Origin of the sequence: Flagellimonas olearia (genome assembly GCF_009184425.1) — a bacterium.
In the GTDB taxonomy this organism is placed as follows: Bacteria; Bacteroidota; Bacteroidia; order Flavobacteriales; family Flavobacteriaceae; genus Flagellimonas; species Flagellimonas olearia.
In genome coordinates, this window is sequence record NZ_WELG01000234.1 from 1 (window position 1) to 301 (window position 301).

Here is a 301-nt window from a genome sequence, read left to right on the forward strand (position 1 = left end):
TGTCGCTGGGTGACACCATTGCCGGTCTGCACGCAGCCCTTGGCATCCTGCTCGCCCTGTTCGAGCGCCAAAACAGTGCGCGTGGCCAAGTCGTGGACATCGCCCTGTACGAATCCGTGTTCAACCTACTGGAAGGCGTGATTCCCGAATTCGATGGAGCCGGCGTGATTCGTGAACCCGCAGGCTCCACGGTCACCGGCATTGTGCCCACTAACACCTACCGCTGTGCCGATCGCAAATTCGTGGTGATTGGTGGCAATGGCGATTCTATTTTCAAGCGTTTGATGGCCGCTGCGGGCCG

Annotated in this window: 1 protein-coding gene; it reads left to right on the forward strand. The window is 59.5% G+C overall.

The genetic code is table 11. The features are described from left to right. The coding region (locus F8C76_RS19785; RefSeq protein ID WP_211372239.1) for a CoA transferase at nt 1-301 on the forward strand (301 nt) is incomplete at both ends.